4 protein-coding genes, 3 tRNA genes and 1 rRNA gene (1 of these 8 cut by a window edge) are annotated in these 6,140 nt (G+C 54.1%); all 8 read right to left on the reverse strand.

Annotated features, from left to right (window positions below):
• Window positions 1-4: 4 nt before the first annotated feature.
• A complete protein-coding gene (locus tag HW273_RS10390) occupies window positions 5-1,129 on the reverse strand; it encodes an efflux RND transporter periplasmic adaptor subunit (protein ID WP_179012128.1) in 1,125 nt (374 codons plus the stop codon).
• Complete coding sequence (locus HW273_RS10395) at window positions 1,126-1,776, reverse strand: TetR/AcrR family transcriptional regulator (protein ID WP_179012130.1); 651 nt, start codon at window positions 1,774-1,776, stop codon at window positions 1,126-1,128. Before HW273_RS10395 ends, HW273_RS10390 begins: the two co-directional genes overlap by 4 nt.
• Window positions 1,777-2,062: 286 nt before the next feature.
• Complete coding sequence (locus tag HW273_RS10400) at window positions 2,063-2,755, reverse strand: GntR family transcriptional regulator (RefSeq protein ID WP_179012131.1); 693 nt, start codon at window positions 2,753-2,755, stop codon at window positions 2,063-2,065.
• Between the two features lie 11 nt (window positions 2,756-2,766).
• Complete coding sequence (gene ispE, locus HW273_RS10405) at window positions 2,767-3,645, reverse strand: 4-(cytidine 5'-diphospho)-2-C-methyl-D-erythritol kinase (protein WP_179012133.1); 879 nt, start codon at window positions 3,643-3,645, stop codon at window positions 2,767-2,769.
• 124 nt (window positions 3,646-3,769) lie between these two features.
• Window positions 3,770-3,843, reverse strand: a tRNA-Ile gene (locus tag HW273_RS10410).
• A gap of 151 nt (window positions 3,844-3,994) precedes the next feature.
• Window positions 3,995-4,067 (reverse strand) — tRNA-Thr (locus HW273_RS10415).
• Between the two features lie 3 nt (window positions 4,068-4,070).
• Window positions 4,071-4,143 (reverse strand) — tRNA-Asn (locus tag HW273_RS10420).
• 78 nt (window positions 4,144-4,221) lie between these two features.
• Window positions 4,222-6,140: ribosomal RNA gene (locus HW273_RS10425) — 23S ribosomal RNA — on the reverse strand (it continues 962 nt past the right edge of the window).

Raw genomic sequence — 6,140 nt, forward strand, 5'->3', positions numbered from 1 at the left:
TGCCTCAGTTCACTTTCGTCATCTCTGCCGGGGCAGTACCATTCTCTCCTGCGGCGCTCTCTCCCTCCGCATTCGCCTCCTGTATCTTCACAGAAGCACCATCATAGAGTTCCTTGGACCAGCTGGAAACAATCTGATCCTCTGCCGTAAGTCCCTCCAGCACCTGTGCCTCCGTATTGTTGCGGATGCCGAGCGTGATCGCCCGTTCCCTGACGACGCCGTCCTGATAGAGGTAAACATAGGGCTTGCTGTCGGAATAGTAGATATCGTCCAGCGGAATAATTCCCGTATTTTCCGCCCGTGCGGAAACCAGCGTCAGCTTCGCGCTCACGCCGTCCGAGAGCTCCCCTCCCCCTTCCAGCACTGCCTTGACAGGGAAAAGCCCGTTCTGCGCATTGACGACCTGTCCGATCTCGGAAATCGTGCCGTCGATCGTTACACCGGACTTCTCCACACGCACCTTCTCTCCGAGCGTGAGGTTCCGCATCACATCCTCGGTGACATTGAAATCGATCGTCTTCGCGCCGGAGCCGACCAATATCCCGAGCTGAGAGGACTGGGTTAGCATGGCGTTCAGCGTATAACTCAGATTCTGTATCGTACCGTCCGCCGGAGCAGTCAGTGTCGCGAACTCCATCTGCGTGTCATAGTTGAGCTGCGCGGACTTCGCCTGTGCAGACGCCGCCGTCGCCTGTGCCTTCGTCGACTCATATTCCTGTGCGGAGATATCTCCCGCCTGATAAAGCGGCGTCATCCGGTTCAGCGCGTTCCCTGCCGTCGCCGCGGAGGCATTCGCCTGCTCCAGCGTATATTTCGCTGCGTCGATCTGCTTCTGATTGTCCAGCTTCGCGATCGGGTCTCCCTGCTTCACCCGCTGTCCGTTCTCGACATAAACCGCGAGCAGCTCTCCCGCCGTCTTCGGCATGAGGTAGTAGGTATCGCTCGGCTGTATCGTACCCATCAGAGAAATCGTACTCTCCATATTACCGGTCGCAAGCTTTCCCAGCGTCACCGTCGGAAGCTCCGTTGTCGGGAGCTCCGGTGCAGGACGCAGCACTCTCCCCGCGACCAGTACAATGAAGGCAAGCCCCGCTGCCGCGCCGATTCCGATTTTGATACCCTTTTTCATATCGTTTTCCTTCCTTCGCCTTCCATGTCTATATTGATCCCCCTTCGGAGGATATTCAGCTGGAGCTCCAGCTCATGCAGAATCTGCTCCCTGCTCTGTATCTTCACCGCCTCGCTTGCCAGCGCAATGAGAGCAAGCCGCAGGACAGTCTGATACAATACCCGAAGCTCCTCCCGAGGTCTCCGGAGATCGAGTGTCTTCGGGTTCACATTTTGCAGAAACCACTCAAACTGCTCTCTGTCCCGAAGCTGCTTCTGCGCGCTGCTCCGCGCCTGTATTTCCTGCCGCCGGGCAAGATGAATATTGGACAGAATGCCGATGAAGTGCCGGACAGCAGGTCGCTCCATATAACCGAGCACCTCCCCTGTCCACAGCATAAGCGCAGTCCAGAGATTCCCGTCCTCCGCGAGCAGCTTCTCCCGTAGGGAACGCTCCATGCTGATATCCTGCTCCTCACAGATATAGCCGAGCAGATCCTCCTTGTCCTCAAAATAGGTGTAGAAGCTGCCTCTGGAGATCCCCGCACTGCGGATGATCCGATTGATTGAGACCTCGTCGAACGGCACACTGGAGAACTCCTCTCTCGCCGCCGTCAGAATCCGCTCCTGCTTTTCCTTATCCAGCTTCAAAAAGCGTTCGCTCGCCAATTCCTCTCGCCCCCCTCTGTCCGCCGTATTCGCTGCTTCCTGCGAGCCTTACGCGCAGAAACCATGCGGAAATAACTTTCTGTAGTATAGTGACAGCCTGTCATTCTGTCAATAACGTGCCGTATAAATTAAGATAATTCACAGTTTTTTCATATTTGTACAATACTGCGCGGAAGGGATAGAGAAAAGCCTTGGCTCCTCACGATGAAAGGGACGGATATGACGCGTCTCTTTGCATCAAAGAAGGGGACTGCCTTATAAAGCATGTCCCCTGACTATCCTGTATTCAAATTTCCGTCTTTTTAAGCTCCTCCGCCTCATTCAGATTCTTCGAGACAGTGATCTCCTGATTGTCGATATGCTCCTTCATCAGCGCCTTCGCACGGATGATGTCCCGGATCTGGATCGCTTCGAGGATCTTCTCATGCTCCGAAATCAGCGTTCCTCTCTGTGCCTCGTCCTTGATATATTCCAGACGATAACGATACATCTGCTCCCGAAGATTATTGATCATCTGAACGAGCTTCTTGTTTCCGGTCGCATTGTAGATGATATCATGGTAAGCCTCGTCCGCCTCGGCAATCTGCATCTCCGTACCGGACTCCACGACGCGCTTGAAGTGCTCCTCCGCCTCATGCAGCGCCCGCAGATCCTCCGCGGTGATCCGCTGACAGGCAAGGTCTGTCGCCAGCTCCTCCAGCGCGCCCCGCACCTCCAGCACATCCTGAAGCGCCTTGTGCGAGATCTTCGCCACCTCCGCGCCGCGGCGCGGAATCATCAGCACCAGCCCCTCCAGCTCCAGCTTTCGGATCGCCTCGCGGATCGGTGTCCGGGAAACACCGAGCTTCTCTGCAAGCTGTATCTCCATCAGCCGCTCGCCCGGCTTCAGCTCGCCCTTCAGGATCGCCTGCCTCAAAGTATTAAAAACAAGATCCCTGAGCGGGAGGTATTCATTCATATTGATCGTAAATTCACTCATTCTCTGCTCCTTTATTTCCAAGGCTCTGTCAGGTAGACCTGCTTCGCAATATTCTTGTCCTTTCCGAAACGAAGCTCCTGATAACAGTGCTCCGCGCGATCCGGATCATCGAAAACGCCGAATACTGTCGGTCCCGAACCGGACATCAATGAAAACAACGCGCCGTAGCTCAGGATTCGCTCCTTGATTCGATCGATCTCCGGATATTCCCGACAGCTCACCCGCTCCAGTATGTTTCCGGCATTTTCCGCAATCGCCCGAAGATCCGCGGCATACAGCGCCTCCACAACACGGGAGATGTCGGGGTGCGCCTCGGGAGGCTGCGCATCCACCCGCAGATTCGTATACACATACTTCGTAGAGACCGAGATCCCCGGCTTCGCCAGCACAAGCATGCATTCCGGCATTCCCGGAAGTGCTGTCAGCACCTCTCCGATCCCCTCGGAAAGCGCCGTCCCGTGCATCAGACAGAACGGTACGTCTGCCCCAAGCCTCACCGCTCTCTTCTGCAGCTCCGCAGCAGAGAGCCCCAGCGAAAAAATCCGGTTGACACCATAGAGCACTGCCGCCGCATCCGCAGAACCGCCGGCAAGTCCCGCTGCTACAGGAATCACCTTCCGAAGCGTCATCTCCACACCCTCCCGCAGCTTAAATTCCTCAATCAGAAGCTGCGCCGCACGGTACATGAGATTATTCTCATTCACCGGCAGGAAGGAAAGGTTCGTCCGAAGCCGTATCCCCGGCTGCCGTGTCCTCCGAAGATCAATATTGTCATGCAGCCTGATCGTCTGCATGACCATCCGGACATCATGATAGCCATCCTGTCTCTGCCGGAGCACATCCAGCGAGAGATTGATCTTCGCATACGCCTGTAGTTTCAAAAAATCCATTGAATCCTGTATTCCTTCATACAAAACACTGTATACTTACGATACTGATTCTCATTTTATCGAATTCCATGTATTTATGCAAGTACAAAAAAAAGAGACAATGCCTCGTGCACTATCTCTTTCGTGGAACCGCACGGACTCGAACCGTGGACCGATCGGTTATGAGCCGACTGCTCTAACCAACTGAGCTACGGTTCCGATACATAATAACTCCACTTTAGGGGGATTTCTACAATACCCCCATGCCGAAAGCTTCGACACTGACAATCCTATAAGTCCTGCACGCTGCTCCGTGCCGCCTGACAGGGACTTATACAATAAAAATGACCTAAGCGCCCGCTTAAGTCAAAGCCGATATTCGGACTTGAACCGAAAACCTACTGATTACAAATCAGTTGCTCTGCCAATTGAGCTATATCGGCAAACGCCTCCAGATGGACTCGAACCAACGACACCGCGGTTAACAGCCGCGTGCTCTACCGACTGAGCTATAGAGGCAAAGCAGCCTGCACTGAAATCGTGCCTTGAAAACCACATACCTGCATATTCATCCTGTATCCAGCGAAACATCTCCACATTGGATAAGCCCTCGACCTATTAGTAGCTGTCAGCTGAATGCTTTGCAGCACTTACACCTCAGCCCTATCTACCTCATTCTCTCTAAGGGGTCTTACTCTTTCGATGGGAGATCTCATCTTGAGGCAGGCTTCACGCTTAGATGCCTTCAGCGTTTATCCTTCCCCGACTTGGCTACCCTGCTATGGGATTGATTCCCAACAGGTCCACCAGAGGTCAGTCCATCCCGGTCCTCTCGTACTAAGGACAGCTCCTCTCAAATCTCCTGCGCCCGCGCCGGATAGGGACCGAACTGTCTCACGACGTTCTGAACCCAGCTCGCGTACCGCTTTAATGGGCGAACAGCCCAACCCTTGGGACCGACTTCAGCCCCAGGATGCGATGAGCCGACATCGAGGTGCCAAACCTCCCCGTCGATGTGAACTCTTGGGGGAGATCAGCCTGTTATCCCCAGGGTAGCTTTTATCCGTTGAGCGATGGCAATCCCACTTTCATACCACCGGATCACTAAGTCCGTATTTCTACTCTGCTCGGGCCGTCACCCTCGCAGTCAGGCTCCCTTCTGCCTTTGCACTCTTCTAATGGTTTCCAACCATTATGAGGGAACCTTTGAGCGCCTCCGATACCCTTTCGGAGGCGACCGCCCCAGTCAAACTCCCCGCCTGACAGTGTCCCGATGCCGGTTCACGGCTCCCGGTTAGAAATCCAATAGCAAAAGGGTGGTATCCCAACAGCGACTCCGGAAAAACCGAAGTTCTTCCTTCTTAGTCTCCCACCTATCCTGTGCATTCACTACCGAATCCCAGTGTCAAGCTGGAGTAAAGCTCCATGGGGTCTTTCCGTCCTGGCGCGGGTAACCAGCATCTTCACTGGCACTTCAATTTCACCGGGTGCATTGTTGAGACAGCGCTCAAATCATTACGCCTTTCGTGCGGGTCGGAACTTACCCGACAAGGAATTTCGCTACCTTAGGACCGTTATAGTTACGGCCGCCGTTTACTGGGGCTTCAATTCAAAGCTTCGCTTTCGCTAACCTCTCCTCTTAACCTTCCAGCACCGGGCAGGCGTCAGCCCATATACTTTACCTTACGGTTTCGCATAGACCTGTGTTTTTGCTAAACAGTTGCTTGAGCCTTTTCTCTGCGGCCCACTCTCGTGGGCGCCCCTTCTCCCGAAGTTACGGGGTCATTTTGCCGAGTTCCTTAACAATGCTTCTCCCGCCGGCCTTAGGATTCTCTCCTCATCTGCCTGTGTCGGTTTGCGGTACGGGCTTACTGTACACAATAGCGGCTTTTCTCGCCACGGACTCTGAGAGCTTCGCTACTTTTCTTCGCTCCGCATCGCGTCCTCGGATTGCCAGACGGCTTTTCCTGCCTGGCTCCTCCCACGCTTGCACCGGTCTTTTCTTTCCCGGCTCTCTCCTCCTCCATGTGTCCCCACAGTTCTGATACAGTAAGGTACTGGAATCTAAACCAGTTGTCCATCGGCTACGCTTCTCAGCCTCGCCTTAGGCCCCGACTTACCCAGGGCAGATCAGCTTTACCCTGGAAACCTTAGATATTCGGCCTGGAGGATTCCCACCTCCATCTCGCTACTCATTCCGGCATTCTCTCTTCAAAGCCCTCCACGGCTCCTTCCGGTACCGCTTCTGTGAGCTTTCAATGCTCCTCTACCGATGACTTTCGTCATCCCTAAGCTTCGGTGTCATGTTTCAGCCCCGTTAATTTTCGGCGCAGGACCTCTCGACTAGTGAGCTATTACGCACTCTTTGAATGTGTGGCTGCTTCTGAGCCAACATCCTAGTTGTCTGTGAAATCCCACATCCTTTACCACTTAACATGCACTTGGGGACCTTAGCTGTAGATCTGGGCTGTTTCCCTTTTGACTACGGAATTTATATCCCGCAGTCTGACTCCCGT

Source organism: Oribacterium sp. oral taxon 102, assembly GCF_013394775.1.
Taxonomy (GTDB): Bacteria; Bacillota; Clostridia; order Lachnospirales; family Lachnospiraceae; genus Oribacterium.

Excerpts from the sequence above, each read along its gene's own strand:
- HW273_RS10390 (WP_179012128.1), bottom strand. The coding sequence starts at position 1,129 with ATGAAAAAGGGTATCAAAATCGGAATCGGCGCGGCAGCGGGGCTTGCC.
- HW273_RS10400 (WP_179012131.1), bottom strand. The coding sequence starts at position 2,755 with ATGAGTGAATTTACGATCAATATGAATGAATACCTCCCGCTCAGGGAT.
- ispE (WP_179012133.1), bottom strand. The coding sequence starts at position 3,645 with ATGGATTTTTTGAAACTACAGGCGTATGCGAAGATCAATCTCTCGCTG.